20 protein-coding genes and 1 pseudogene are annotated in these 25,843 nt (G+C 64.5%); 10 read left to right on the plus strand and 11 right to left on the minus strand.

Going from position 1 to position 25,843, the window contains the following annotated elements:
- Positions 1-17: 17 nt before the first annotated feature.
- From serA to J2W49_RS10475, 9 genes are all read right to left on the minus strand, one after another.
- On the minus strand, positions 18-1,280 hold the full coding sequence (gene serA, locus J2W49_RS10435) for a phosphoglycerate dehydrogenase (RefSeq protein ID WP_310315402.1): 1,263 nt from the start codon (positions 1,278-1,280) through the stop codon (positions 18-20).
- A gap of 140 nt (positions 1,281-1,420) precedes the next feature.
- On the minus strand, positions 1,421-4,738 hold the full coding sequence (locus J2W49_RS10440) for a PAS domain-containing protein (RefSeq protein ID WP_310315404.1): 3,318 nt from the start codon (positions 4,736-4,738) through the stop codon (positions 1,421-1,423).
- 228 nt (positions 4,739-4,966) lie between these two features.
- A complete protein-coding gene (locus tag J2W49_RS10445; RefSeq protein WP_310315406.1) occupies positions 4,967-5,359 on the minus strand; it encodes a DUF2784 domain-containing protein in 393 nt (130 codons plus the stop codon).
- A gap of 88 nt (positions 5,360-5,447) precedes the next feature.
- A complete protein-coding gene (locus J2W49_RS10450) occupies positions 5,448-6,614 on the minus strand; it encodes an ABC transporter substrate-binding protein (RefSeq protein ID WP_310315407.1) in 1,167 nt (388 codons plus the stop codon).
- A 60-nt stretch (positions 6,615-6,674) separates the two neighbouring features.
- A complete protein-coding gene (locus J2W49_RS10455) occupies positions 6,675-8,531 on the minus strand; it encodes an AMP-dependent synthetase/ligase (protein ID WP_310315409.1) in 1,857 nt (618 codons plus the stop codon).
- Between the two features lie 211 nt (positions 8,532-8,742).
- Positions 8,743-9,531, minus strand: coding sequence for an ABC transporter ATP-binding protein (locus J2W49_RS10460; RefSeq protein ID WP_310315410.1), 789 nt, complete (start codon positions 9,529-9,531; stop codon positions 8,743-8,745).
- Positions 9,528-10,472 (minus strand): ABC transporter ATP-binding protein, encoded by a 945-nt coding sequence (locus J2W49_RS10465; protein WP_310315412.1) that lies wholly within the window; start codon positions 10,470-10,472, stop codon positions 9,528-9,530. Before J2W49_RS10465 ends, J2W49_RS10460 begins: the two co-directional genes overlap by 4 nt.
- On the minus strand, positions 10,469-11,545 hold the full coding sequence (locus J2W49_RS10470) for a branched-chain amino acid ABC transporter permease (RefSeq protein ID WP_310315414.1): 1,077 nt from the start codon (positions 11,543-11,545) through the stop codon (positions 10,469-10,471). The genes J2W49_RS10465 and J2W49_RS10470 overlap by 4 nt, the downstream gene beginning before the upstream one ends.
- Positions 11,546-11,671: 126 nt before the next feature.
- Complete coding sequence (locus J2W49_RS10475) at positions 11,672-12,547, minus strand: branched-chain amino acid ABC transporter permease (protein WP_310315416.1); 876 nt, start codon at positions 12,545-12,547, stop codon at positions 11,672-11,674.
- 262 nt (positions 12,548-12,809) lie between these two features.
- Between J2W49_RS10475 and J2W49_RS10480 the strand changes: the two genes are divergently transcribed.
- The 4 genes from J2W49_RS10480 (at position 12,810) to J2W49_RS10495 (ending at position 17,299) form a co-directional block, all read left to right on the plus strand.
- Entirely contained in the window at positions 12,810-14,732 is a 1,923-nt protein-coding gene (locus J2W49_RS10480) for an acyclic terpene utilization AtuA family protein (RefSeq protein WP_310315418.1), read from the plus strand.
- Positions 14,729-15,532 (plus strand): crotonase/enoyl-CoA hydratase family protein, encoded by an 804-nt coding sequence (locus J2W49_RS10485; protein ID WP_310315420.1) that lies wholly within the window; start codon positions 14,729-14,731, stop codon positions 15,530-15,532. The genes J2W49_RS10480 and J2W49_RS10485 overlap by 4 nt, the downstream gene beginning before the upstream one ends.
- A 65-nt stretch (positions 15,533-15,597) precedes the next feature.
- Complete coding sequence (locus tag J2W49_RS10490; protein ID WP_310315422.1) at positions 15,598-16,350, plus strand: type 1 glutamine amidotransferase; 753 nt, start codon at positions 15,598-15,600, stop codon at positions 16,348-16,350.
- Between the two features lie 22 nt (positions 16,351-16,372).
- Positions 16,373-17,299 (plus strand): alpha/beta fold hydrolase, encoded by a 927-nt coding sequence (locus J2W49_RS10495; RefSeq protein WP_310315424.1) that lies wholly within the window; start codon positions 16,373-16,375, stop codon positions 17,297-17,299.
- A 77-nt stretch (positions 17,300-17,376) separates the two neighbouring features.
- Here J2W49_RS10495 and bamE read toward each other — a convergent pair whose 3' ends face one another.
- Positions 17,377-17,952 (minus strand): outer membrane protein assembly factor BamE domain-containing protein, encoded by a 576-nt coding sequence (gene bamE / locus J2W49_RS10500; protein WP_310315426.1) that lies wholly within the window; start codon positions 17,950-17,952, stop codon positions 17,377-17,379.
- Between the two features lie 146 nt (positions 17,953-18,098).
- Complete coding sequence (locus J2W49_RS10505) at positions 18,099-18,539, minus strand: acyl-CoA thioesterase (RefSeq protein ID WP_310315428.1); 441 nt, start codon at positions 18,537-18,539, stop codon at positions 18,099-18,101.
- A 48-nt stretch (positions 18,540-18,587) separates the two neighbouring features.
- Here J2W49_RS10505 and J2W49_RS10510 point away from each other — a divergent pair, with 48 nt between their 5' ends.
- The 6 genes and pseudogenes from J2W49_RS10510 to htpX all read left to right on the plus strand — a co-directional run bounded on the left by J2W49_RS10510 (position 18,588) and on the right by htpX (position 25,760).
- Positions 18,588-20,441 carry an ABCB family ABC transporter ATP-binding protein/permease gene (locus J2W49_RS10510; RefSeq protein WP_310315430.1) on the plus strand — a complete coding sequence of 618 codons (1,854 nt, stop codon included), beginning with the start codon at positions 18,588-18,590 and terminating at the stop codon, positions 20,439-20,441.
- 175 nt (positions 20,442-20,616) lie between these two features.
- Entirely contained in the window at positions 20,617-21,543 is a 927-nt protein-coding gene (locus J2W49_RS10515; protein ID WP_310315432.1) for a LysR family transcriptional regulator, read from the plus strand.
- A gap of 183 nt (positions 21,544-21,726) precedes the next feature.
- Positions 21,727-22,626: an amino acid ABC transporter substrate-binding protein gene (locus tag J2W49_RS10520; RefSeq protein WP_310315435.1), complete on the plus strand. Its 900-nt coding sequence runs from the start codon at positions 21,727-21,729 to the stop codon at positions 22,624-22,626.
- 189 nt (positions 22,627-22,815) lie between these two features.
- Positions 22,816-23,865: a dihydroorotase gene (pyrC, locus tag J2W49_RS10525; RefSeq protein ID WP_310315436.1), complete on the plus strand. Its 1,050-nt coding sequence runs from the start codon at positions 22,816-22,818 to the stop codon at positions 23,863-23,865.
- A gap of 156 nt (positions 23,866-24,021) precedes the next feature.
- Entirely contained in the window at positions 24,022-24,813 is a 792-nt protein-coding gene (locus tag J2W49_RS10530) for a DUF3025 domain-containing protein (protein ID WP_405001009.1), read from the plus strand.
- A gap of 78 nt (positions 24,814-24,891) precedes the next feature.
- Positions 24,892-25,760, plus strand: a pseudogene (gene htpX / locus J2W49_RS10535) (protease HtpX).
- Positions 25,761-25,843 lie beyond the last annotated feature (83 nt).

Here is a 25,843-nt window from a genome sequence, read left to right on the forward strand (position 1 = left end):
GTTGTGTGCTGGCCGGCTCAGAACAGCACGCGGCTGCGCAGGGTGCCGGGCACGCGCGCGAGTTCGGCCAGGGCCAGCTCGGAATGCGCGGCGTCGATGTCCATCACCACGTAGCCCACGTCTTCACGCGTCTGCAGGTACTGCGCGGCGATGTTGATCTGGTGGTCGGAAAAGATGCGGTTGATGCTGGAGAGTACGCCGGGCACGTTGCGGTGGATGTGCAGCAGCCGGTGTTTGCCGGCGTGCGCGGGAAGAGCCACTTCGGGGAAGTTGACGGCCGAGGTGGTGGTGCCGTTGTCGCTGTACTTCACCAGCTTTTCCGCCACTTCGATGCCGATGTTTTCCTGCGCTTCCAGCGTGGAGCCGCCAATGTGCGGCGTGAGGATCACGTTGTCCAGGCCACGCAGCGGTGACTCGAACGTGTCCTTGTTGCTGTGCGGTTCTTCAGGAAACACGTCGATCGCGGCGCCGAGCAGGGCCTGGTTTCGCAGCGCGCTGGCCAGTGCGTCCACCTGCACCACGGTGCCGCGCGATGCGTTGATGAGCACGGCGCTGGGCTTCATGCGCGCGAGTTGCGCCGCGCCGATCATCCATTGCGTGGCCGGCGTTTCGGGCACGTGCAGGCTCACCACGTCGGCGGTGGCCATGAGCTCGTCCAGGCTGGTGAGTGCCCGGGCATTGCCCAGCGGCAGCTTCGTGGCCACGTCAAAAAACACCACCTGCATGCCCAGGGCTTCGGCCAGCACGGAGAGCTGCGTGCCGATGGCGCCGTAGCCCACGATGCCCAGCGTCTTGCCGCGGATCTCGAACGAGTTGCTGGCCGATTTCAGCCAGCCACCCCGGTGCGCCACGGCGTTCTTTTCCGGGATGCCGCGCATCAGCAGGATGGCCTCGGCCAGCACCAGTTCGGCCACCGAGCGGGTGTTGGAAAACGGCGCGTTGAATACGGCGATGCCGCGCTCGCGCGCCGCGCTCAGGTCCACCTGGTTGGTGCCGATGCAGAAGCAGCCCACGGCGGCGAGGCGCTGGGCGTGGCTCAGCACCTCGGCGGTGAGCTGGGTGCGCGAGCGGATGCCGACGAAATGCGCGTCGGCGATCCGGGCCTTGAGCTGATCGTCCGGCAGGGCGCCTGGCAGGCTTTCGATCTGGCTGTAGCCCGCCGCGCGCAGCACCGCCACCGCCGAGGGGTGAATGCCCTCCAGCAACAGGAAGCGGATCTTGTGCTTGTCGATGGAGGTCCGGGGACCGGGCGGGGTGGGGGTCGTGGTAGCTTTGTCCATAGCCGATCAATATAGTCGGATATGAGGCCCAGGGTCAGTTGCACCGCCTTCGTCCCCGACCGATGCGAGGATTTGAAGGTGGTCACCCGGCGCGTTCAAGGAAGGCAGATCGGTCCGCCCGTTGCTTGCTCCACCCTTGTTCACGCAGCGTCTGGCATGCCGGTCTGGCCGGCGTCCATGGGCAGGCTGAACCAGAAGGTCGCGCCTTCTCCAGGTGTGGCCTCTGCCCAGATCCGGCCGCCGTGGCGCTCGATGATCCGCGCCGTGATGGCCAGGCCGATTCCCAGGCCGGGCACGGTGGGGTCGCCATGCAGCCGCTGGAACAGGCCGAAGAGCTTCGGGGCCTGGGTCATGTCGAAACCGATGCCGTTGTCGCGAACAAAGTAGGCGCCGCGTGCGGCATCAAACCCCAGGTGTACGCGCGGTGGATCGCGATGGCGGGCGTACTTCCACGCGTTGTCCATGAGGTTGCGCAGCGCCTGCTTGATGAGCTTTTGATCGCCGATGGCATGGGGTACGGGATCGAGCCTCAGGTCGACGCCCGCTGCCCGCAGACCCAGTTCGTGCTCGATGCACACGGCCAAGGTGTGCATGTCGATGTTCTCTCCGCTGATCTCCGCACGGACGACCGCCAGCACATCCAGCATTTCCGTCAGCATCTGGCCCATGCGGGCAGATGAACCCACAATGCGGGCCACGGAATCCGCACCCGCTTCGCTCAAGCGCTTGGCTTCGCTTTCGAGCAGCACGGCCGCGAAGCCGTTGACCGAGCGCAGCGGCGTGCGCAGGTCGTGGGCGATGGAGTAGGCGATCGCCTCCATGTCGCGCAGTGTGCGCTCCAGGTTCCGGGTTCTGTCGGCGACCAGACGCTCCAGGTTCTCGTTGAGCCTGTTCACCGTCTCCTGAGCCTTCACCCGGTCGGAGATATCAATGTGGGTGCCGGACATGTACAGCGGCTTGCCGTCGCTGGCCCGCCGGTGCACGCGACCCCGCGTGTTGATCCAGACCCAGTGCCCTTGCTTGTGCCGCATGCGAATGTCGCATTCATAGAACGGGGTCCGTCCGGCAATGTGGTCGCTCCTGGCCGCTTCGGCTAACACTAGGTCGTCCGGGTGGACGAGCTGCTCCCAGGTGGCGTTCGTCACCTCGCCAAGTTCGTCGAGTGTGTAGCCCACCATCTCGGCCCAGCGGCTGTTGATCTTGAGGTCATCGCTGCCGATGTGGTTTTCCCAGGTGCCGGTTCGTGTGGCTTCCAGAATCCAGGCCAGCCGCTGCCGCTCGGCCGCGAGCTCCTGTTGCGTCGCCATGTAAGGCGTCACGTCGGTGATGGTGCGAATGGCGCCGCCCTCGGGCAAGGCACGGGTGCCCACCTCAAGGTAGCGGCCACTCCGGGTTTTTCGCAGATAAACCTCTGGCGCTTCGACACCACCGGGGGATTGAACATACGCCCGGGCGCCGGGATCCACCAGCTCGTAGTCCTCACCGAAATCGCCTCGGCGAGCCAGGAATTCCGCCACCTGGGCGTGGGTGGGTCCGGAGGCCATGAAGGCGTCCGGCACATCGAGCAGCTCCACCATGCGGCGGTTGTAGAAGGAGATGCGCTCGTTGGCATCGAGCTTGGCCAGGCCTTGCGCCATGCTGTCCAGGACGACCTGCAAGGCCCGCCTCTGGGTCGTGAGCTGCTCGGAGGTCTCGGCCAGCCGCTTCAAGGTGCTGGCGCGTTCGCTCTGAATCTGCCAGGCCAGCAGCATCTGCGCGGCTGTGCGGATCAGCGGTTCGAGGAAACCCAGTTCGCGGGTCACGGCGTCCGGATCGGGGTGTTGCAGGCCGATGAGTCCGATCAGCTCCAACTGGGCCAGCAGGGGCACCAGCACCAGCGGATCGTCCGTGGGCGACCCCTGCCGCAGCGCTGCGTGACACGGGTGGCTGGGCGGCAGCACCACCGCACTTCCGCCCGCCAGCAGGTCAAGGGTGGGGGCATCCTCCAGGCGAAACGGCTGCGGCCTGCCTGCGGTGCCCATGAAGACACCTTCGAGGCGGGTCGGGCGATCCAGCGCTCCGTGGGTCGATGCCGTTGTCTCGGCGAGGAACGAGGCGGTCGGTCCGACGACCTCGCCGATGCTCTCCAGCAAGCGACCGAACACCTCGGTCTTGCCATCGGAGCTGATGTAGAGGCTCATGGCCGTGCTCACGGCCTGCAGCAGCTGCTGCTGGCGCTCCATGGCCGCGCGTGCGTTGCGTTCATCGGTCACGTCGGCCACATAGCCGTGCCACAGCACCGAGCCATCGGGTTCGTTGCGCGGTGAGGCCTCGAACCGGAACCAGCGCTCAGCGCCCGATGGCAGACAAACCCGGTAGTTCTCTCGCAGGTTGAGACCCAGGGACGCGCATCGATCCAGGTCGCTCAGAAGCCGGGGGAGATCTTCGCTGTGGGCACGAGCGAACAGCGCACGGGGATCGGTCTTGTGCTCGTGCGGGCCGAGCTCCAGCATCTGCTCGGCCTGATCGCTGAGGAACGTCACCTCGGTCTGGCCGTCGGGGCGCCGATGGACCTGGTACATCACGCCAGGCACGCGCTGCGCAATCTCGTTGAGCAGGTCGAGTTGCGCCTGAAGCGCCTGTCGCGCCTCGATCTCTGCCGAGATGTCCTGCACCACGCCAAAGTCGGTTTCGGGATTGCCAGGTACCCGGGACCGCCCCATCCGGCTGCGCAGCCAGCGGGTCTGGCCCTGCATGGTGATCCAGCGGAAGTCGACCGACCGGCCGTCCATGGCCTCCCGGGCTTGCAGCCAGGTCGGAAGGTCGTCGGGATGAATGCCGCTTCGAGCGGTCTTTTTATCGAGTGCGAATCGGCGTGGCCAGCCGGTGATCGCGTGCAGCCCTTCGCTCCAGGTGACTTGTTCTTTGCCTGCCTCATTGGTCCAGGCGCCGACCTGGGCGAGCAGTTCGATTTCATGGTGCAGCTCGATGCGCGCACGCAGTGCCAGGTTGGTCCGGGACAGCTCCTCCAGTGCGCGTTGCAGGTCGGTGCGAACGGCCGCCTCTTCAGACACCTCCGTCAAACTGGTCACCAGCAACTCGGCGCCTGGCGTGCGCAGCACCCGCGTGCGGATGCGAATCATCTTTCGCATGCCGTTGGCAGCGCGCAGCACATAGATGCGGCTGGTGTCATCCCGGTGGGGCAGATAGGCGCTGCGCTGCTCGTCGTCTCGCCACAGACCGAGCTGCGTCGTGGTGTTGCCGAGGGCGCTGGCGCGCGGGATGCCCACGAGCGCACACCATTCGTCGTTGACCGCCAGGATCAGCCCGTCGGACAGGCGCACGATGGCGCACGCGACGGGGACGAGTGCGAACACCTCTTCATAGGACGCGGTCAGACCACCCGCAATCGATCCTGGGTCCCGCTCTCTTTGTGAGGCCGGCTTTTCGCCGCTCGGCTTGCTGGGCCAGGAAGACATTTAAGGGGCCACCTTCCTTGTTGCCACGGAGACAAACCGTGCGCATCAAGCAAACCCCCTGAGTAAATTGGTCTACCGAAGTGGCAGTGATACCAAAAAACGGAAGCTTTTGCACGCATTTTCTGCCCAAGCGTTGAATTCTTACCTGCGTGGGCCCTGATTGCCGCTTCTGGCAATGCCCGCAGGGGGTGTCGGCCATGGCATTCTGCGAGGCGCACGAACCGGCGCTCATCGCCCTGGTTTCACCCACCACCAAGCCATGATCACCACCAGAGCAAACCCGGTGTAGGCCGCCACGAACACCCACCAGGGTGCGTCCCAGTACAGCAGCCTGGACAGCCAGTGTTCGATGAAGCTCTCACCGTAGCTGCCCTGGCCCGCCGTGCGCCGCAGTGCCTGCTCCCACACGGTGAGCGGGCACAACTGCCCCAGCCAGGTCTGAGCGGCGATGAAGATCATCAGACCCAGATGGCTCAGGCGCAGGCCGTAGTGGCGCACCCAGCGCCAGCCAAGCGCGCCGCCGGCAAGCACCAGCGGCAACAGGCCGACCACGAACAGCACGATGGCCACATGCAGCGCCAGCAGGGTGTCGGCCAGGAGGCCGGCAAGGGTGGGTGACATGCGGGCACCTTAGCGCATGCGCTCTGTCACGGGCAAAAAAAAGCCGCCGGCACCTGCGCACCGGCGGCAGTGAACAAGACTTGGAGGTTCAGTTCACCTTGAAATAGTCTGACACCACTTTCCAGCGCGCGTTCTCCAACTGCGACAGACGGGTGGCATTGCTGCCCAGGCGTTTCTGTGGACCGAAGGTCATCTCGGAGCTGCCGAACATGTCCGGTGGAATCACCATGGTGTCCATGGCCTTGATGAAGCTGTCGGTGGTCAGGTTCGGGCCGGCCTTGTTGGCGGCGCGCAGGAAGGAATCAACCAGCGAGTAGCCGTACACCGAGAACACCGTCGGGTCTTCGTTGAACTTGGTCTTGTACTTGTTGGCCCAGAAGCGGATCGGTTGCGATGCGGCGTCCAGGTAGGGGTTCTGCACGGTCATGGTGGCGTAGAGGCCATCCATGGCAGGGCCGCCGAGCTTGTGGATCAGGTCGGTGTAGGCCGCGCTGGAACCCAGGAAGGTGGGGTTGAAGCCCAGGCGCTTGGCCGTGGCAATGCCGCCAATGGTCTCGCGGATGATGGTACCCAGCACCACAAAATCGCATTGCGAAGAAGCCAGCTTCTGCATCTGCGAGGCGAAGTCGGTGGCACCGCGCTTGAAGGTGGTGACCTCGGCGAACTGCATGCCCATGGACTTCAGGCCCTCTTCGGCTCCGCGGAACACTTCCAGGCCGAACTCGTCGTCCTGGTACATGGTGCAGACCTTCTTGGCGCCTTTTTCCTTCACCAGCAGTGGCACGGCGGCCTTCATCTGGTCGTAGTAGGTGGCAGCGAACGAGTACTTCAGCTTGTGGAAGGGCTCGTACATTTCGCGCGCGGCGGTCACGGGGAAGAAGTTGATCACGTTCTTCTGGAACTGCACCGGCATGGCGGCCATGTTCTGCGCGGTGCCGATGTGGCCCACCATGGCAAAGATCTTGTCCTGGTTGACCAGCTTCTGCGCGGCCAGCACGGCGCGGCGCGGCTCGTAGCCGGAGTCTTCCACATTGAGCTTGATCTTGCGGCCATTGATGCCGCCCTGCTCATTGGCCTCGTCCACGCGCAGCATCATGCCGAAGCGCACCTGCTTGCCGAAGCCCGCCAGAGGGCCGGAAAGATCCTGGATCGATCCCAGCACGATCTCGTCCTTGGTGACGCCCTGGGTCTGGGCAAAGGCGGTCGCGCTGGCCAGCAACAAGCTGGCGGCGATCAGTGTCGGTTTGGTCTTCATGCACTTGTCTCCTTGGTTGTGAACGGGTGATGGGTGGTGGCGTGGCAGATGCGTGCAGGATCAGCTGTACATGGCCTCGATCTGCGGGGAATACTTCTTTTCAACCAGCTTGCGTTTGAGCTTCATGGTGGGCGTGAGTTCTTCGTCTTCGGCCGAAAGCTGGGTGTCGAGCAGGAAGAACTTCTTGATCTGTTCCACGCGGGCAAACTTCTTGTTCACGCGGTCGATTTCTTCCTGAATGAGCTGCTGCACCTCGATTGAGCGGGTCAGGCTGGCGTAGTTGGAAAACGGCACGTCGTTGTCCTGCGCAAATTTCTCCACGTTCTCCTGGTCGATCATGATGATCACTGTGAGGTAGGCCCGCTTGTCGCCGATCACCACCGCGTCGGTGACGTAGGGCGAGAACTTCAGTTCGTTCTCCAGCTCACTCGGCGTGATGTTCTTGCCCCCTGCGGTGATGATGATGTCTTTCATGCGGTCGGTGATGCGGAAAAACCCTTCCTCATCGACCACGCCCACATCGCCCGTGTGCAGCCAGCCATCGGCATCGATGGTCTCGGCGGTTTTCTCTGGCAGGTTCAGGTAGCCCATGAACACATTGGGCCCGCGCACCAGGATCTCGCCAGTGGCCGGGTCCAGCTTCACTTCGTTGTAACTGGCGGCCGGGCCGATGCTGCCGGGCTTGATGCGTTCGGCCGGGATGCCGGTGGAGGCCCCGCAGGTTTCGGTCATGCCCCAGACTTCCAGCATGGGTACGCCCAGCGCCATGTACCAGCGCACCAGATCCGGCGAAATGGGCGCGGCACCGGTCACCAGGAAGCGCGCCTTGTGAATGCCGATGAGCTTGCGCACGTTGTTGAGGACCAGCGTGCGAGCCACATGGAACTGCAACCTGAGCGAGCCGGGAACGGGCTGCTTGGCCAGCACCAGGTCAGCCACACGCTGGCCCACGCCAATGGCCCAGCCGTAGGCTGCCTGCTGCAGCTTGCCGGATTCCTTGAGCGCGATCATCACGCCCGAATAGAACTTCTCCCACACGCGCGGCACGGCGGTGAACACCGTGGGCGCGATCTCTCGCACGTTTTCCGGCACCGTCTCCGGGTTCTCCACGAAATTGAGCTTGGCGCCGGTGTAGAGCGAGAAGTACTCGCCGCCCATGCGCTCGGCGATGTGGCACAGCGGCAGGAAACACATGCACTCGTCGTTCTCGTCGCGCGAGATCAGCGTGTTGTAACCACGCACGGTGTAGACCAGCCCCTTGTGGCTGTGCATGGCGCCCTTGGGCTTGCCGGTGGTGCCGGACGTGTAGACCAGAATGGCCAGGTCGTCCGGCTGGCAGCCTGCGACGCGTTCCTCCAGCAACTGCGGGTGCTGGCGGGCATGTTCGCGGCCCAGTTCGCGCAGCGCGTCCAGGCTGATCACCTGCGGGTCGTCCAGGTCGCGCAGGCCTTCCATGTCGAACACCACGATCTTGCGCAGCCTGGGCAACTGCTCACGCACCACCAGCGCCTTGTCCAGCTGTTCGTCGTCTTCCACAAACAGCACCGTGGTGCCGGAGTCTTCGCACAGGTACTGCACCTGCTCGGAAGCGTCGGTGGGGTAGATGCCGTTGGACACACCGCCCGCGCTCAGCACCGCCAGATCGCACAGCACCCATTCGATGTTGGTGTTCGAGAGGATGGACGCGGTCTCCTTCGGACCAAAGCCCAGCGCCATGAGACCATGCGATATCTCGCGCACCGCCTCGGCGGTCTGGTTCCAGGTCCAGGTGCGCCAGATGCCGAAGTCCTTCTGTCGCATCCACACATTCGGCCCGCGCGCCTTTGCAGCATTCCAGAACAGGGCCGGGATGGTCTCACCCTGCATCACGATGTTGGGCTGCGGCTGGATATGGGATAAGTCCCAGAGTGTGCTCATAGCCCCCCCCGCGCCGCCTTCGGCGTCACCCCCCAGGGGGCGGCACTGGCGGCCCGGCAGAGCCGGTTCCGCGGTGCCCTGAATGCAAAACCCACTGTCGGCGAGGCGCGACTTGATCCGGGAATGCCGTGGAACCGGCTTTGCCGGGCCACTGGCATTGCCCCTTTGAGGGGGTGACGCGCTGAAAGCGCGGCGCAGGGGTGGGTCATGTTCATCTCCAATTTTTCTTTTTCTTCCAGCGCCGGTCCGCCCGCACGCCTTCTTCCTTCATGCCCAGGTAGAACTCCTTGATGTCGTCCTTCTCGCGCAGCCGGGCACAGGTGTCTTCCATCACGATGCGGCCGTTCTCCAGCACGTAGCCATAGTCGGACGCATTGAGCGCCATGTTGGCGTTCTGCTCCACCAGCAGGATGGTGGTGCCGCGCTCGCGGTTGATGCGCACCACGATCTCGAAAATCTCCTTGGTCAGCTTCGGGCTCAGGCCCAGGCTGGGTTCGTCGAGCAAGATCAGGTCGGGGTTGGCCATGAGCGCGCGGCTGATGGCCAGCATCTGCTGCTGCCCGCCGGAAAGCAGGCCGGCGTCTTGTGCGGCGCGCTCGCGCAGAATGGGGAAGTAGCCGAACACCACTTCGATGTCGCGCGCCACCCCATCGCGGTCCTTGCGGGTGTAGGCGCCCATGAGCAGGTTGTCGCGCACGCTCAGCAGCGGGAACACCTCGCGTCCCTCGGGCACATGGCTCAGGCCTTGCTGCACGATGAAGGCCGGGTCTTGCGCGGTGATGGGCTCGCCCTTGAATTCGATGCTGCCCTTGCGCGGGTCGATGATGCCGCTGATGGTTTTCAGGATGGTGGTTTTGCCCGCACCGTTGGAGCCGAGCACGGTCGCAATTTCGCCGCGCCGCACCTGCAGGCTCACACCACGAATGGCCTTGATGGGGCCATACGCGCTCTCGACGTTGAGCAGCTTGAGGACCGGCGCATCAGAAGTAGCAACAGTCATGCTGTGACCCTCGCAGTCTTCTGGTGCTCACGGCGCAGGTTGGACACATCGTCCACCGACCCCAGGTAGGCCTCGATCACGCCGGGATGGGCCTGCACCTGCGCCGGTGTGCCGGTGGCCAGTTCTTCGCCCATGCTCATGGCCAGCACGCGGTCGGACACCTTGGACACCAGCGACATGTCGTGCTCCACCATCAGCACGGTGATGCCGAGCTCGTTCTTGATGTCGGTGATCCAGAAGGCCATGTCGTCGGTCTCTTCCACGTTCAGGCCGGAAGACGGTTCGTCCAGTAGCAGCAACTGTGGCTCGGTACACAGCGCTCGCGCCAGCTCCACCACCTTGCGCACGCCATACGGCAGGCCGGCCACCATGGATTCGCGGTGGTGCTGCAGGTCCAGCAGCTCGATCACATGCTCCACCTTCTCGCGCGCCTCGATCTCCGCAGCGCGCGTCTTGCCGGTGAAGAACAGCTCGCTCCAAAGCCCGGTCTTGCGGTGCGTGTGGCGCCCGATCAGCAGGTTCTGCAAAACCGTGGCGTGTTCAAAAAGCTCGATGTTCTGGAAGGTGCGCGCAATACCGAGAGATGCGATCTTGTGCGGCGGCTGCTCGGTGAGCTTGAGCATGCCGTCGGGGCCTGCATAGCCGATGTGGCCTGTAGTGGGCGTGTAGATACGGCTGATCAGGTTGAACACCGTGGTCTTGCCGGCGCCGTTGGGCCCGATCAGGGTGAACACCTCGCCACGCTTCACGTCGAAGCTCACGTTGTTCACCGCCAGCACGCCGCCAAAGCGCACGCTGAGGTTGTTCGCAGAAAGCAAGATCCCCCCCGCGCCGCCTGCGGCGTCACCCCCCAGGGGGCGGCGCTGGTGGCCCGGCAAAGCCGGTTCCACGGCGCCCTGGACAGGAGCCCGTCCTTCGATTGGGATGTTCGGGTGGTTCATTTCAGTCTGTCGGATTTCTGGAACGATTTCTGCCGCTTGAACATGCCCTTGCGGTAGAACGGGAACAGCTGGAAGTAGGTGCGGATCTTGAGCCAGCGGCCATAGAGCCCCATGGGTTCAAACAGCACGATGGCCACCAGCACCACGCCGTAGACCACCCCCTTGAGGCCGGTGGCGTCTGCAATCACGGCGGGCAGGAAGTCCTTGCCGATGGAGATCAGCTGCGGCATCACGATGATGAAGATGGCGCCCAGGAACGCGCCATGGATGGACCCCAGACCGCCGATCACGATCATCAGCAGCAGGTCCACCGACTGCAGCAGGCTGAACTGGTCAGGCGAGAGGAACTGGATCTGGTGCGCATACAGCGCACCGCCCAGGCCTGCCAGAGCGGCAGAAAGCGCAAAGCTCATCGTCTTGTAGCGCGCCAGGTGAATGCCCATGCTCTGCGCCGAAATTTCGGAATCGCGAATGGCCACGAAGGCCCGCCCGGTGGACGAGCGCAGCAGGTTCACGATGCCCAGCGTGCACAACACCGTGACAAGCAGGCACAGGAAGTAGAACTCGGTGGGTGTGTCCAGCTCCCAGCCGAACAGGGCTGGGTAGTTGACCATCATGCCGGCATTGCCGCCGGTCACGCTCTCCCAGCGCGCCATGCCTTCTTCCACAATGAAGCCGAAGGCCAGCGTGGCCATGCCCAGGTAGATGCCTTTGACCCGCAGCGCCGGCAGGCCGACCACCATGCCCACCGCCGCCGACAGCAGCCCCGCACAAGCGAGCGCCAGCGGAAACGGAAAGCCGGCGTTGACCATGATGGCCTGCGTGTAAGCACCCACGCCCAGAAACGCAGCATGGCCCAGCGAGAATAAACCGGTGAACCCGGCCAGCAGCATCAGCCCCAGCCCCACGATGGCGTAGATCAGCACGAAGGTGAACTGCGCCAGCCAGTACTCCTGCACCAGCCAGGGCGCGGCCACCATGAACAGGCACAGCAGCCCGTACCAGAACACATGGCCGCCATGTTTGGCCAGGCGGATGTCCTGGTTGTAGTCGGTCTTAAATAGAAAACGCATGTCAGCGACTCCCCCCCGAAGCGCCTTTGGCGCCTCCCCCCGAGGGGGGCGCTGCCAGCGGCCCGGCAAAGCCGGTTCCGCGGCAGCCCTTGACGTGACCTCGGCTCAAGTGGCTGCTCGGCTTCCTCATACTTTTTTCCTTAGTTTTTCGCCGAAGAGGCCGTTGGGCTTGAGCACCAGCATGAACAGCACCACGATGTAGGGCGCGATGTCCTTGAAGCCTTCGGGCAGGTAGAACCCGGCCAGGGCTTCGACGATGCCGATGATCAGACCGCCGACGATGGCCCCGGGCAGGCTGCCGAAGCCGCCCACCACCGCGGCCGGAAAGGCCTTGAGGCCGATGAAGCCCATGTTGGCGTGTACGAAGGTGATGGGGGCAAGCAGCAGGCCGGCCACCGCCGCCACGGCTGCGGCCAGGCCCCAGACCAGACCGTTGATCCGCTTGACCGGAATGCCCATGTAGTAGGCTGCGAGCTGGTTCTGCGAGGCTGCCTGCATGGCGATCCCGAGCTTGGAATACCGGAACATGGCAAACAGGCCGGCACACAGCACGACGGTGACGCCGATCACCACCACCTGTTCTGCAGAGAGCACCAGCGCACCCAGGCGGATCACCTCGCCGGCGTAAGGCACGGGCAGCGTGTGGGTGTCGGTGCCGATGTCGGGAATCATGGTGATCAGGCCGCGCAGCACGTAGCCCACACCAATGGTCAGCATCACGATGGAAAACGCCGGCTGCCCCAGAATGGGGCGGATCACCACGCGTTCGAGCACCACGCCGAACAGGCCCATCGCGATGATGGCCGCCGGCACCGACAACCAGAACGGGAAACCCAGTACCGTCATGGTGGCCAGGCCAGCAAAAGCCCCCACCATCATCAGATCGCCCTGGGCAAAACTGACCGTCTCCGTGGCCTTGTAGATCAGCACGAAACCCAGGGCAATGAGGCCATAGATACAGCCCTGGGCCACGCCGCTGATGAGCAGTTGCAGCAGTTGCACGCGATGTCTCCTGTGTGGTCTGGCGCCTTCATCCTCCCGGCGGCTGCTGCAGGCTTTGTGGCAGGTCACCCAGACGGTGTGCGGTGTTTATAGCTGTCTTGCACAAGACTGACGCTAGGGTTCTCCCCAAAGGAGTCGCTTACGTGCCAGCATCAGGCTATGGTGAATGAGCACCTCGCAGCACGTGGATTTTTGAAAAGCATGTGCTTGGCAAAAATGGATCGAGGTTCTATGCTGCACGCTCCCCTTTCATCCAATCGTCATGAAGTCCATCCGCATCGGCTCAGGCCTCGGTTTTTACGGTGACAACTGGGAGCCTGTGGCGGCCAGCATTGAGCTGGGTGACGTGCAGTTCATCGCCAGCGACCACCTCGCCGAACTCACGCTCGCCATCCTGCAGAAAGACCGGCAACGCGACCCGGCGCTGGGCTATGCGCGCGACGTGGTGCCCATGCTGCTGCGCCTGTGGCCGCTCATGCAGCCGCGCGGTGTGCGCTTCGTCTGCAACGCAGGCGGCCTGAATCCGCACGGTGCGGCACAGGCCGTGTTGGCAGCCTTCGCCGCCAAGGGCCTGCAAGCCCGTGTGGCGGTGGTCTCTGGCGACGATGTCTTGCCCCAGCTGCTCAGCACCGAGGCGCCGCCAGACACGTTTGCCCATCTGTTCAATGGTTCCCCCGTGGACACCGTGCGCGAGCGTCTGGTGTTCGCCAACGCCTACGTGGGGGCTGCGCCCATCGTGCGCGCGCTGGAGGCCGGGGCGGACATCGTCATCACCGGCCGTGTGGCCGATGCGGCGCTGTTCCTGGGGCCCCTGGTGCACGCCCTGGGCTGGACGCTGGAAGACGCCACCACCGAGACCGATCTGAACCGGCTGGCGCAAGGCCTCACCGTGGGGCACCTGCTGGAGTGTTCCGGCCAGGGCAGTGGGGGCAACTTCGGCAGCCAGGGCGCCTGGCTGGCCATTCCCGATCTCGCCCACATCGGTTACCCCATCGCAGAAGTGTGGGAGGACGGCACCGCCTTCATCACCAAGGCGCCTGGCACAGGTGGGCGTGTCAACGTCGACACCGTGCGCCAGCAACTGCTGTACGAGGTGCACAACCCGCACGCCTACTTTTCGCCGGACGTGGTGCTCGACATGGGGCACATCCGGCTGAGCGACGAGGGTGGCGATCGGGTGAGGTTGACCGGCGCACGAGGCAGCGCCCCCACCGGCACGCTCAAGGTGGTGGCCGGTTACCGGGATGGCCACAAGGCCGAGGTGACCTGGGGTTTTTCGTGGCCCGACGCCTGGGACAAGGCTCAGGCCGCCCAAGCCACCATCCGCGCGCTACTGGCGGACAGGCGCGTGCCGTTTGACGAGCTGTTCGTGGAATACCCGGGTCTGAATTCCGCCCATGGTGCGCTTGCGCCTGTGCCCGATACGGCCGCGCTCCACGAGCTGAACGAAATCTGGACGCGCCTTGTGCTGCGCACACCCAGCAAGGCCGCTGCCGACGGCTTTGGCCGGCTGTTTCCCTGGATCGGCCTGAGCGGCCCGGCCTACACCTGCGGCTTCAGCGGGCTGCACAACACCAGCGAACTGCTGGGTATCTGGCCCACGCTGGTGCCGCGGCAGGCGGTGGAAGCCGGCGTGAAAGTCGAGCTGCTGGGCAGTTCCGCGCCGGTGGCCGTGCCGGTCAGCGCAAGAGCAGAGGCCAGTGCCGCTCCGCCAGCACCCCGGGACACCGTCAGTGCCGAGCCTGTTTCCTGGCGATCTGATGGTGGATCACCCACGGCCACTGTCCGCATCCCTCTGGTGCGTATCGCGCACGCGCGCAGCGGCGACAAGGCCGACTGGGTCGACTTTGGGCTGTTCGCATGGAACGCAGCGGGATACGCCTTGTTGGCACGTGAGGTCACTCCAGCGCGTGTGCAGGCGCACTTTGCGTCCTGGCTGCCGGGCGAAGTGGATGCCTGGGCCTTGCCCAACATCCTGGCGCTCAAGTTCGTGCTACGCGGCGCATTGCAAGGCGGTGGCGCGCGCAACCTGCGCCTAGACAATCTGGGCAAGGCGATGGCGGGGGCCTTGTTGCGGCTGGAGATTGAGGTGACGCAGGCCGAACTGGAACAGGCTTTGAACACCCCGCGTGTGGGGTGGTGGGGCGAGGGCCAGCAAACGAACCCAGGGGAAACAAGCCCATGAATACCGCCTGCGTCATGACCGAAAAGCGAGACGACGGGATCTGGATCGTCACCCTTGATCGACCCGAGGTGCGCAACGCGGTCGACACGCCCACTGCCCAAGCCCTGCACGCCGCCTTCCTGGCTTTTGAAGATGACCCCGCTGCCAAGGTGGCGGTGTTCCACGGTGCGAACGGGCATTTTTGCGCCGGCTGGGACCTGCAGTTTGGCGCAGCGCTGGCCGAAGGTGAGCAGACCGGCGGTCTTGAGGGACTGGACTTCGCTGCCAGCGATGCGCGGGCCCTCGGCCCCATGGGGCCCAGCAGGTTGCGCTTGAGCAAACCCGTGATCGCCGCCATCAGTGGTGCTGCGGTGGCTGGCGGCATGGAACTCGCCCTGTGGTGCGATCTTCGGCTGATGGAGGCGGACGCCTATTTCGGCGTCTACTGCCGCCGTTTCGGTGTGCCGCTGATCGACGGTGGCACGGTGAGGCTGCCGCGACTGATCGGCATGGGCCATGCGATGGACCTGATCCTGACCGGGCGCAAGGTGGAGGCCGCAGAGGCGCAGCGCATCGGCCTGGCCAACCGGGTGGTACCCACGGGCCAGGCGCGCGAAGCTGCTGTGGCGCTGGCGCAGCAACTGGCGAAGTTCCCGCAAGCCACCCTGCGAGCCGACCGCGAGAGTGCCTACCGCCAGTGGGACCTGCCCATGGGGGAGGCCCTGCAGCAGGAGTGGGCGCGGGGCCGTGAGCGCATTCCCGACGCCCTGGAGGGCGCGCGCCGCTTCGCCAGCGGGGCCGGGCGCCACGGCCAGTTCTGAGCGGTTCCCCGGCGCCGTCCCCCATTGGCCCCTCCATGCGCAGATGACTTCGTATCATGGGCCGGATGAATGACCGATCCAGCAACACGCCCCACGACCACCCGCCGGAAGTGCTCGTGCTGCAGCACACCCTGGAAGATGCACCCGGCTACCTGGGGCAGTGGCTGGATGCGCAAGGCGTGTCGTGGCAGGTGCTGTGCGCCGAGGCCGGCGAGGCCTACCCCGACTCTGTGCGCGGTTTTCGCGGTCTCGCGGTGCTGGGTGGCGAGTGGAGCGCCAACGACGACCGCCCCACGCTGCGCCAGGCCGAGGCCCTGATCCGCGAAGCCGACACATTGGGCATACCGGTCATTGGCCATTGCCTGGGTGGCCAGCTCATGGCCCGCGCATTTGGCGGGCGGGTGGAGCGTCTGCCGCAACCCGAGGTGGGCTGGCTACCCATCCAGATGGCAGACAGCGACGCAGCGCGTACCTGGCTGGGTGAGGCGAGTGAAGCGGTGGTTTACCAATGGCACTACGACAGCTTCGTGGACCTGCCCCAAGGCGCAGAACACCTGTCCACGTCCGCCACCTGCACCCACCAGGCCTTCGCCATCGGCCCCCACCTGGCGATGCAGTTCCACATCGAAATCACCCCAGAAAAAATCGGCACCTGGCTGGCCTCGCCGGGCCATGTGTACCCCGCAGCCGTGGCTCAACACCCCGACAGCGTGCAATCACCCGCAGACATGAACGCCGCCACCCGTCAGTACCAAGCGGGAAGCCAGGCGCTGGCCGACCACATCTACCGCTGCTGGCGTTCCCGCTGGAGCGCCTGAGTCCGATGGGAGCTTTTGAACCATGACCATCATCCCGACCATCCACTCGATCGAAGCCGGCGTGCTGCGCGTTGGCTACATGGAGCAGGGACCCGCCGATGGCTGGCCCTGTGTTCTGTGTCACGGTTTCCCCTACGACATCCACGCTTATGCCGAGGTGGCGCCCAGGCTGACGGCGGCTGGTGCCCGGGTCATCGTGCCCTATTTGCGTGGCTACGGGCCGACCGCGTTCCTGTCACCGGAGACGCCGCGTTCTGGCGAGCAAGCCGCACTGGCAGCCGATCTGCTGGCCTTGCTCGACGCCCTGGGGCTGCAGCGCGCGGTGCTGGCCGGTTATGACTGGGGCGGGCGAGCTGCCTGCATCGTGGCGGCCCTCTGGCCGGAGCGCGTCGTCGCACTGGTTTCAGGCAACGCCTACAACCTGCAGGACATCCCCCGATCCTGGGAGCCGGCGGCACCCGAAGTCGAGGCCTCCCTCTGGTACCAGTACTACTTCCACGCCGAGCGCGGACGGCGCGGCCTGGCGAGGAACCGGAAAGGCCTTGCCCGGTTGTTATGGCGCATGTGGTCCCCCAGCTGGGCTTTTGACGAGCCCACCTTTGAGCGCAGTGCCGCCGCCTTCAATAACGACGATTTCGTCGAAGTGGTGATCCACTCCTATCGCCACCGGTTCGGACTGGTGCCAGGCGACCCGGCCTATGCCCACATCGAAACCCGCCTGACCGCCCAGCCACCCATCGGGGTGCCCACCATCGCCATCGACGGCAGCGCCGATGGCGTTAACAGCGGCACGGCCCACCACGCTGAACATTTCACCGGGCGCTACGAGCATCGGGTTTTCGATGGGGCAGGGCACAACCTGCCTCAGGAGCGCCCGGTCGAATGGGCGCAGGCGGTGCTGGACGCCCGGTCTGCGGCCGGGCAATCCACCGTACCCGCCGCGCGCTGAGCAGCGCCCGGCCTGCGCTGGCCAGATAGGCATTTCGCCGAGGGCTCAGTGTCTCGATTGGGCCGCGGCGGGGTTTCTTACTTCAGAAAGACCTTGAGCATCGTGTCCGCGTCGGTCTCCACCGAGGTCACACGCCCCTGCTCATTGAAGATCACGGTGAAAGGCGAGTAGCTCCACAACCAGTAGCGCCAGCGCGGCGCGTCCAGGTTCGGGTTTTCGCTGCTGACGGGGTAGCCCACAGCCATCGCCACCTGCTCGCGTGTCATGCCCGGCGTGATGCGCGCGCTCTCGATCGCCTGGCGCACCTTCGGGCTCGCCTTGGCCACCACCGTGCGGGGATCGGCCGCGACGATGTAGCGCTGGGCAAAGGCTTCCTTGCTCAGGTCGCGGCTGTAGTCGTTGCCCAGCCACTGCCGTTTGCCTTCCATTTCCACTTCCACCCGGTTGCGCCCGTACCCTTTGAACGTCAGTGGTGTGCCGTAGGGGATGATGCGCTTGCCGCTCTCTTCGTAGTTGATGTCGCTGATCCAGCTGCCATCCGTGCGCATGTTGCAGCACAGAAAACCCTGTTCGGGCACCTGGGCATGGGCGGTGCTGCCGAGCAGGGCAAAGCACAGGCCCAGCGTGGCGGGAAGCGTGTTTCGAAGTTTCATTCTGGATGTCCCTTGGCGGATGTCGGAGGGGCCACCCTGGTGGGTGGAGTGTGCGATGCCGCTGGCCGGGTAAGCTGCTCAGCGCCAACGCCGGCATGCTAACAAAGCGCCTGAACCGGGCGTTGGCGGCGCTGCAGACCGCGCGGTCAAGCTGCCAAACCCGGAATGTTCAACCCGTCTTTGGGAATCGGTCGCGGCCGGCCTTCGTTGTCGATCGCCACATAGGTCAGGCTGGCCTCGGTCACCTTCACGTACTGGCCTTGCGCCGAGAAGCGTTCGGCGAACACTTCGACCTGCACCGTGATGGAGGTGTTGCCCACACGCGTGACGTGCGAGAAGAAGCTCAGTATGTCGCCCACCCGCACCGGCTGCTTGAAGATGAACTGGTTCACCGCCACCGTGGCCATGCGTCCGCGCACGTAGCGCGCCGGCAGCACGGCGCCGGCCAGGTCGACCTGGGCCATGACCCAGCCGCCAAAGATGTCGCCATTGCCATTGGTGTCGGCGGGCATGGGAATGACCTTGAGCACCAGTTCACGGTCCTGGGGCAGGGCACTTTCGGGGCGCGGGCTTGATTCGGTGGACATGGTCACAATCTGGAAACAACAACACATTCACAGCACACATTCTCGTTCATGCGCCCCACGTCCGTCTCACAGCCGTTGCCTGCCAGCCCCGATTCACCCGCCACCGGCAAGCCCGGCCGATCCGACTGGGCCACGCTGGCGCGCCTGCTGCCCTACCTGTGGCGCTACAAATGGCGCGTGGTGTTTGCGCTGGCGTTCATGGTGGCGGCCAAGATGGCCAACGTGAGCGTGCCGCTGCTGCTCAAGGAACTGGTGGACGCGATGAGCATCCGCCCCGGCAGTGTGGAATCGATGCTGGTGGTGCCCCTTGGCCTGCTGCTGGCTTACGGTGGCCTGCGCCTGTCCACCAGTGTGTTCACCGAATTGCGCGAGCTGGTGTTTGCCAAGGCCACCGAAGGCGCCACGCGCAGCATTGCGCTGGAGGTGTTTGGTCATCTGCATGCCCTGAGCCTGCGTTTTCATCTGGAGCGGCAGACCGGCGGCATGACGCGTGACATCGAGCGCGGCACGCGCGGCGTTCAGTCGCTGATCTCGTATTCGCTTTACAGCATCGTGCCCACCCTCATCGAGGTGACCATGGTGCTGGCGTTGCTGGGCACCAAGTTCGACATGGGCTACGTGTGGATCACGCTGGTGGCGCTGGTGCTGTACGTGAGCTTCACCGTGGTGGTCACCGAATGGCGCACCAAGTTCCGGCGTCAGATGAACGAGCTGGAATCGGTCAGCCAGACCCGTGCCATCGACTCGTTGCTGAACTATGAAACGGTCAAGTACTTCAACAACGAGGCCTTTGAGGCCAGCCGCTACGACGAAGCGCTGGAAAAGCTGCGCCGCGCCCGCATCAAGAGCCAGACCACGCTGTCTTTGCTCAATGCGGGCCAGCAACTGGTGATCGCCATTGCCCTGGTGCTCATGCTCTGGCGCGCCACGCAAGGCGTGGTGGACGGCGAGATGACGCTGGGCGACCTGGTCATGGTCAATGCCTTCATGATCCAGCTCTACATTCCGCTGGGCTTCCTGGGGGTGCTGTACCGCGAGATCAAGCAGAGCCTGACCGACCTGGACAAGATGTTCGTGCTGCTGGAGAAGGAGCGTGAAATTGCCGATGCGCCCGATGCCCAGCCGCTGGCGCTGGATGGTCCGCCGGCAGTGAAGTTTGAGAGCGTGCGATTCGCCTACGAGCCGGCACGCGAGATCCTGCACGGCGTGAGTTTCGAGATCCCACCCGGCAAAACCGTGGCCGTGGTCGGGCCGTCCGGTTCAGGCAAATCCACCCTGGCGCGCCTGCTTTACCGCTTTTACGATGTGGGTAATCAACAGGGCACGGGTCCCCACGGCGCAGGCCGCATTCTCATCAACGGCCAGGACATTCGCGATGTCACCCAGTCCAGCGTAAGACAAGCCATCGGCATCGTGCCGCAGGACACGGTGCTGTTCAACGACACCATCGAATACAACATCCTCTATGGCAAGCCCGACGCCGGCCACGAGGCGGCAGTGGCGGCCGCCCGCGCGGCGCACATCCACAGCTTCATCGAAAAGCTGCCGCTGGGTTACCGCACCATGGTGGGTGAGCGGGGTTTGAAGCTCTCGGGCGGCGAAAAACAGCGTGTGGCCATTGCCCGCACCTTGCTCAAGAACCCGCCCATCGTGATCTTTGACGAAGCCACCTCCGCGCTGGATTCGGCCAACGAGCGTGCCATTCAGGCGGAACTGAAGTCCGCCGCCCGCAACAAGACCACGCTGGTGATTGCGCACCGCCTGTCGACCGTGGTGGATGCGCATGAGATCCTGGTGCTGGTCAATGGCGAGATCGTTGAGCGGGGGCGGCATGCGCAGCTGGTGTCTTCGGGTGGTATTTATGCGGGGATGTGGGCGCTGCAGCAGTCTGGGGCGGATTGAAGATTGGCCCCCCCGCGCCGCGTTCGGCGTCACCCCCCAAGGGGGCAACAGCAGCGGCCCGGCAAAGCCGGTTCCGCGCTGTTCTGGATTGACTTCCCCTCAGGCGTGTTGGCATCGCCCCCTGGGGGAGTGACACTGAGCGCGGAGCGACGCGGGAGTGTCACAATTCGCGTTTATGGAAACCAAATGGCTCGAAGATTTCGTCAGTCTTGCTGAAACCCGCAGTTTCAGCCGCTCGGCGCAGCTGCGACACGTCACACAACCCGCTTTCTCCCGGCGCATCCAGTCGCTGGAAGCCTGGGCGGGCACCGATTTGGTTGATCGCTCGTCGTACCCGACCCGGCTCACGCCGGCCGGGCAGACGCTGTACGACCAGGCACTGGAGATGCTGCAGGCACTGCAAAGCACACGAGCCATGATGCGGGCGCACACCGCTGCGGCGCAAGACGTGATCGAATTCGCAGTGCCGCACACGCTGGCGTTCACCTTTTTTCCGTCGTGGTTGTCGGGCCTGCGCGAGATCAGCGGACCCATCAAGAGCCGCCTGATTGCTCTCAACGTTCACGATGCCGTGATGCGCCTGGTTGAGGGAAGTTGCGACCTATTGATCGCCTACCACCACGCGGCCCAGCCGATCCGGCTGGACGCTGAACGCTATGAAATGTTGCCCCTGGGACGTGAGTTGCTGGCACCCTATGTGCGGCCCAACGAGCAGGGGGCTCCCCTGTACATGCTCCCGGGCACGGCCAGTCAGCCGGTGCCCTACCTGGCGTACGCACCGGGCGCCTACCTGGGGCGTGCGGTGGACCAGTTGGTGAAGCAGGGCGGCACACCCGTTCATCTGGACCGAATCTACGAGACCGACATGGCCGAAGGCCTGAAGGCCATGGCGCTGGAGGGTCATGGCATCGCCTTCCTGCCATCCAGCGCCGTGCGCAAGGAAGTGCGTGCCAAGAAGCTGGTGTCTGCGGGCGGTGGCCTGGAGGCCGAGCTCGACATCCGCATCTACCGTGCCCGGCCACTGGACAACCAGAAGGGCAAACGCACGGTGCAGGTGTTCTGGAGCCGGCTGGCGGAGAACCTGGCACGCAACAAGGCCTGATACAAGCAGATCGCCGTCAAGGTTCCTCAGCGGGTTTTGGCGGGTTTCGTGACAAAAGTCGGACAGCATGGCGGCATGCCATAACTGCATTGGCATACGCATTGCTAACTCCCTAAGCTCCCCCTGCCCATCCAGCCTGGCTGGCTGGTTGACCAGGGAGGTTCACCACAACGGAGCTTGTTCATGTCCCATGGTTTCTGCGCTCGTGCGCTGCTTGTCGCCGCGAGCTTGCTTGCGGCTTTTTCTTTGGCGCAGGCCCAGACGGGCGCCTTGCTGGATCGCATCAAGGCTGAGAAAAAGCTGGTGCTGGCACACCGCGAGTCGTCCGTGCCGTTTTCTTACCTGGACCCCCAGGGGCGGCCCGTGGGTTACGCGCTCGATGTGTGTGTGATGCTGGCCAAGGCGGTGCAACGGTCGTTGGCGCTGGATCGGCTCGATGTGAGCTACCTGCAGGTCACACCCGCGAACCGGATCGAAGCGATCGAGAAGGGCCGGGCCCACATGGAATGCGGGTCCACCACCAACAACGCTGCCCGGCGCCAGCAGGTGGCGTTCACCGTGCCGCACTTCATCACGGGCGCCCGGTTGCTGGTGAAGGCCGACAGCCCGATCGACCGCATCGATCACCCGGCTTTGAAAGCCGCGGTCTCCACCCGCAACACCACGCCCCTGGCGGCGCTTCGCAAGGTGGATTTCGAGCGCCAGCTCAAACTCGACATCATTGAAGCCGACGACCACGAACGCGCGGTGGAAATGGTGGAGGACGGCAGGGCCCAGGCCTTCGCCATGGACGACGTGCTGCTCTTCGGTCTGGCCGCAGGGCGGCCGGACCCGAAGGCGCTGAAAGTGGTGGGGAAATTCCTGACGACCGAACCGCTGGCCATCATGCTGCCCAAGGACGAGCCCGCCTTCAAGAAAGTCATCGACGACGAGATGCGGCGCATGATCTACAGCGGCGAGATCCAGCAGATCTACCGCCGCTGGTTCGAGCAGCCGATCCCCCCGCGCAATGTGGCGCTGAACCTGCCCGCCAGTTACCTGCTGCGCGATCTCTGGAAATACCCTACGGACCAGATGCCGTAGAAGGGACTCCCCCCTGCGCCGCTGACGCGGCTTCCCCCCTCTCTGGCGCGCCGCTTTGCGGCGCTTGGAGGGGGACGGCAGCTTGGGCCGGCGGAGCCGTCCCTCGCTGCCCTTGGTTTGAAGACACTTCGCGCCGGAAGCGGTTTGGGACTGGAGTTGGTTTTCTCGCCAGTTTGAGACAATCGGCGGATGCCCACCCATTCCTCCCCCGACACCCTCACCATCACCCGCCCGGACGACTGGCACCTGCATGTGCGTGACGGCGATGCCCTGCGCACCGTGGTGCCCCACACCGCAGCGCAATTTGGCCGCGCGATCATCATGCCCAACCTGAAGCCTCCCGTGACCACGGCGGCCCAGGCCACGGCCTATGCCGAACGCATCCGGGCTGCGGTGCCGGTGGGCATGGCGTTCGAGCCGCTGATGACGCTCTACCTCACCGACAACCTGCCGCCCGATGAGATTGCTCGGGCGAAAGAGGCGGGCGTGGTGGCGGTCAAGCTCTACCCGGCCGGTGCCACCACCAACAGCGATGCCGGCGTGACCGACATCCGCAAGACCTACAAGACCCTGGAAGCCATGCAGCGCGCCGGGGTGCTTTTGCTGGTGCACGGTGAGGTCACCTCGCCCGAGATCGATCTGTTTGACCGTGAAGCGGTGTTCATCGAGCAGCACCTGGCGCCACTGCGTCGCGACTTCCCTGAACTCAAGATCGTGATGGAGCACATCACCACGAGGGAAGCCGCCCAGTACGTGGCCGACGGCGATCGGTTCCTGGGCGCCACCATCACCGCGCACCATCTGCTGTACAACCGCAACGCCATCTTCGCCGGCGGCATCCGCCCGCACTACTACTGCTTGCCGGTGCTCAAACGCGAAACCCATCGCCAGGCCCTGGTCGCCGCAGCCACGGGCGGCGGTGATCGCTTTTTTCTGGGCACCGACAGCGCGCCGCATCCGGCTCACCTGAAGGAACACGCCACCGGCTGCGCGGGCTGCTACACCGCCCACGCCGCCATCGAGATGTACGCCGAGGTGTTCGAGGCCGCCAACGCCCTCGACAAGCTCGAAGCCTTTGCCAGCTTCAACGGACCGGCGTTCTATGGCCTGCCGCGCAACACCGGCACCATCACCTTGCGCAAGGAAAGCTGGACACCTTCGGCCAGCTTCACTTTTGGCGAAACCGAACTCAAACCCCTGCGCTCGGGCGAGGCGCTGCCGTGGCGTCTGGTGGCCTGAAGTCCAGTGAAAGCGGGCGAAATGCCACCGGGCAGCGAAGCTGCAATGGCTTTGCCGAGGGAACCCGACTGGGGGCAGCAGTGGTTTTCGGTGGTGGCTCCCGATGGCGAGGCCGTATCCCAGCGAGTGGCTGCTGGGGCAAGCCTGCCCCACGCCTTGAATGAACTAGCAGGCCCTGGGCTGTTTGCAGGGGCGTCCCGTCCTTTGCGCTTTGTTTCCCAGGGCGAACTGCCACAAGGCGTTGCCTACGAAAGCCACATCTTCGAAACCGGCTGCGTGCCCACGCGCGACAACCTGCACGACTTCTTCAATGGGTTGATCTGGCTGCGTTTTCCATGCACCAAACAGAGGCTCAACCAAATGCAGGGGGCTGAAATCGCTGCGGCGGGCGTGGGCTCGGTGCGGGGCAGGGTGCGCGACGCGCTGACCCTGTTTGACGAAAACGCCGCGCTTTTGCAGGCCCCGGAGCCCTTGTGGCAGGCGCTGCTGGCACGCGACTGGCCGCGGCTCTTTGTGACATTGCGTCCGCTCTGGCCGCAAGCCCGGCTGGTGCTGTTTGGTCACGCCCTGCTGGAGAAGCTGGTGCAGCCGTACAAGTCGATCACTGCGCATGTGTACCGCCAGGCGGTGCCTGAGGCGCTGGGCAGCCATCTGGCCGACTGGGACAGGTGGCTGGCAAGCCGCCTGGATCGTGACGAACTGGCCACCAAACCCTTCACGCCTTTGCCGGTGCTGGGGGTGCCGGGCTGGTGGGCCGACAACGCCGTGCCTGCGTTTTATGACGATTCGTCGGTGTTTCGTCCGCCGCGCCTTCCAGCCACGGCCGCGTCGGCGCAATGCCTTGAAATTCAAGGCATTCCGCTTGATTTCCCATGCCCTGACCCCATACTGGATTCTCGGTATCATGCGCTGCCCCGTCCGGGCAGGCTTGTACCGAGACCCCGATGAGCATGGGAACCTTGCTGGCACGCTCCGGATCGCAAGCCATGCCGGGAAACCCAGGCGTCAGCCATTTTTGGAGAAAACATGAAGCGCATCCTGTTGTTTGTCCTGACCAACGTCGCCGTGATGGCGGTGCTGTTGATCACCACCCGCATCCTGGGCGTGGACCGTTTCCTCACCGCCAACGGCCTGAACATGACGGCGCTGGCCGGCTTCTCGCTGGTCATCGGTTTTGGTGGCGCGATCATCTCGTTGCTGATCAGCAAGCCCATGGCCAAGTTCAGCACCGGCGCACGCGTGATCAACCAGCCCCAGAACGCCGACGAGGCCTGGATCGTGCAGACCGTGCAGACCTTTGCCAACAAGGCCGGCATCGGCATGCCCGAGGTCGCCATCTACGACGGTGCACCCAATGCCTTCGCCACTGGCGCTTTCAAGAACTCCGCCCTGGTCGCGGTGTCCACGGGCCTGCTGCAGAGCATGACCAGGGAAGAAGTCGAGGCCGTGATCGGCCACGAAGTCGCGCACGTGGCCAACGGCGACATGGTCACCATGACGCTGATCCAGGGCGTGATGAACACCTTTGTGGTGTTCCTCAGCCGCGTCATCGGCTATGCGGTGGACAGCTTTCTGCGCAGAGGCGACAGCAACAGCAGCGGTCCCGGTATCGGCTATTTCGTGACCACCATCGTGATGGACATCGTGCTGGGCTTTCTTGCCGCCATCATCGTGGCCTGGTTCAGCCGTCAACGCGAGTTCCGTGCCGACGCCGGTGCCGCTCAACTGATGGGTCGCAAGCAACCCATGATCAACGCCCTGGCTCGTCTGGGGGCCTGACGCCGGGCGAACTACCCAAAACCATGCAAGCGCTGGGCATTTCCGGCGGACTGGGCAAGCTGTTTTCGACCCACCCACCGATGGAAGAACGCATCGACGCACTGCAGAAGCTCTGAAAGGCGGGTGATTGCGGAGCACCCGATCTGGCCATGAAGAAGGCGACCCGAGGGTCGCCTTCTTCATTTCGATGCGTCCAGGC

It is taken from the genome of Hydrogenophaga palleronii (assembly GCF_031457455.1).
GTDB lineage: Bacteria > Pseudomonadota > Gammaproteobacteria > Burkholderiales > Burkholderiaceae_C > Hydrogenophaga > Hydrogenophaga palleronii_A.

What these genes read in the sequence shown, in the direction of transcription:
- J2W49_RS10445 (WP_310315406.1), bottom strand. Translation starts at nt 5,359, where the DNA reads ATGTCACCCACCCTTGCCGGCCTCCTGGCCGACACCCTGCTGGCGCTG.
- J2W49_RS10485 (WP_310315420.1), top strand. Translation starts at nt 14,729, where the DNA reads ATGAATACCGCCTGCGTCATGACCGAAAAGCGAGACGACGGGATCTGG.
- J2W49_RS10495 (WP_310315424.1), top strand. Translation starts at nt 16,373, where the DNA reads ATGACCATCATCCCGACCATCCACTCGATCGAAGCCGGCGTGCTGCGC.
- J2W49_RS10520 (WP_310315435.1), top strand. Translation starts at nt 21,727, where the DNA reads ATGTCCCATGGTTTCTGCGCTCGTGCGCTGCTTGTCGCCGCGAGCTTG.
- J2W49_RS10455 (WP_310315409.1), bottom strand. Translation starts at nt 8,531, where the DNA reads ATGAGCACACTCTGGGACTTATCCCATATCCAGCCGCAGCCCAACATC.
- pyrC (WP_310315436.1), top strand. Translation starts at nt 22,816, where the DNA reads ATGCCCACCCATTCCTCCCCCGACACCCTCACCATCACCCGCCCGGAC.
- J2W49_RS10515 (WP_310315432.1), top strand. Translation starts at nt 20,617, where the DNA reads ATGGAAACCAAATGGCTCGAAGATTTCGTCAGTCTTGCTGAAACCCGC.
- J2W49_RS10465 (WP_310315412.1), bottom strand. Translation starts at nt 10,472, where the DNA reads ATGAACCACCCGAACATCCCAATCGAAGGACGGGCTCCTGTCCAGGGC.
- J2W49_RS10510 (WP_310315430.1), top strand. Translation starts at nt 18,588, where the DNA reads ATGCGCCCCACGTCCGTCTCACAGCCGTTGCCTGCCAGCCCCGATTCA.
- bamE (WP_310315426.1), bottom strand. Translation starts at nt 17,952, where the DNA reads ATGAAACTTCGAAACACGCTTCCCGCCACGCTGGGCCTGTGCTTTGCC.
- J2W49_RS10505 (WP_310315428.1), bottom strand. Translation starts at nt 18,539, where the DNA reads ATGTCCACCGAATCAAGCCCGCGCCCCGAAAGTGCCCTGCCCCAGGAC.
- J2W49_RS10480 (WP_310315418.1), top strand. Translation starts at nt 12,810, where the DNA reads ATGAAGTCCATCCGCATCGGCTCAGGCCTCGGTTTTTACGGTGACAAC.
- J2W49_RS10450 (WP_310315407.1), bottom strand. Translation starts at nt 6,614, where the DNA reads ATGAAGACCAAACCGACACTGATCGCCGCCAGCTTGTTGCTGGCCAGC.
- serA (WP_310315402.1), bottom strand. Translation starts at nt 1,280, where the DNA reads ATGGACAAAGCTACCACGACCCCCACCCCGCCCGGTCCCCGGACCTCC.
- J2W49_RS10460 (WP_310315410.1), bottom strand. Translation starts at nt 9,531, where the DNA reads ATGACTGTTGCTACTTCTGATGCGCCGGTCCTCAAGCTGCTCAACGTC.
- J2W49_RS10470 (WP_310315414.1), bottom strand. Translation starts at nt 11,545, where the DNA reads ATGCGTTTTCTATTTAAGACCGACTACAACCAGGACATCCGCCTGGCC.
- J2W49_RS10490 (WP_310315422.1), top strand. Translation starts at nt 15,598, where the DNA reads ATGAATGACCGATCCAGCAACACGCCCCACGACCACCCGCCGGAAGTG.
- J2W49_RS10440 (WP_310315404.1), bottom strand. Translation starts at nt 4,738, where the DNA reads ATGTCTTCCTGGCCCAGCAAGCCGAGCGGCGAAAAGCCGGCCTCACAA.